Annotated in this window: 1 protein-coding gene; it reads right to left on the bottom strand. The window is 53.5% G+C overall.

What is annotated here, in order from left to right:
- Window positions 1–330 (bottom strand): CoA transferase (locus AB1K62_RS14660; protein WP_367004706.1); only part of this gene is annotated, 330 nt, incomplete at its 3' end.
- Between the last annotated feature and the right edge of the window lie 66 nt (window positions 331–396).

The following is a 396-nucleotide window of genomic DNA, read 5'->3' as shown; positions in this document are numbered from 1 at the left end:
GGATAATTTGTCATAGCCAAGTCCAAGCCGGTCCAGCGCGCCGGGTCTGAAATTCTCGACCAATATGTCGGCATCATCCACCAGCTTTCTTGCTATCTCAATTCCTTTATCGCTTTTCAGATTGAGGCAAATGCTTTTCTTGTGCCGGTTATACATCGGAAAATAGCCGGAACCCGATCCGACAAGAGTCCGGGTGCGGTCGCCGCCCATGGGCTCTACACGGATAACCTCGGCGCCCAGCGACGCGAGTATGGCACCGACCGCGGGGCCCATGACCATATGGGTAAATTCAATAACCTTCAAACCTGCAAGTGGTTGTGGACCAGTCATGCTGCAATTCCTTCAAATCCTAGAGGGAGTCCGGCATCAGGGGTAAAGCCGTAAAGCGGCTCGCCA

The sequence above is a fragment of the Parasphingorhabdus sp. JC815 genome, assembly GCF_040717415.1.
In the GTDB taxonomy this organism is placed as follows: Bacteria; Pseudomonadota; Alphaproteobacteria; order Sphingomonadales; family Sphingomonadaceae; genus Parasphingorhabdus.
Note: the sequence above shows the minus strand (reverse complement) of the source record. Positions and strands in the feature narration are given on the sequence as shown.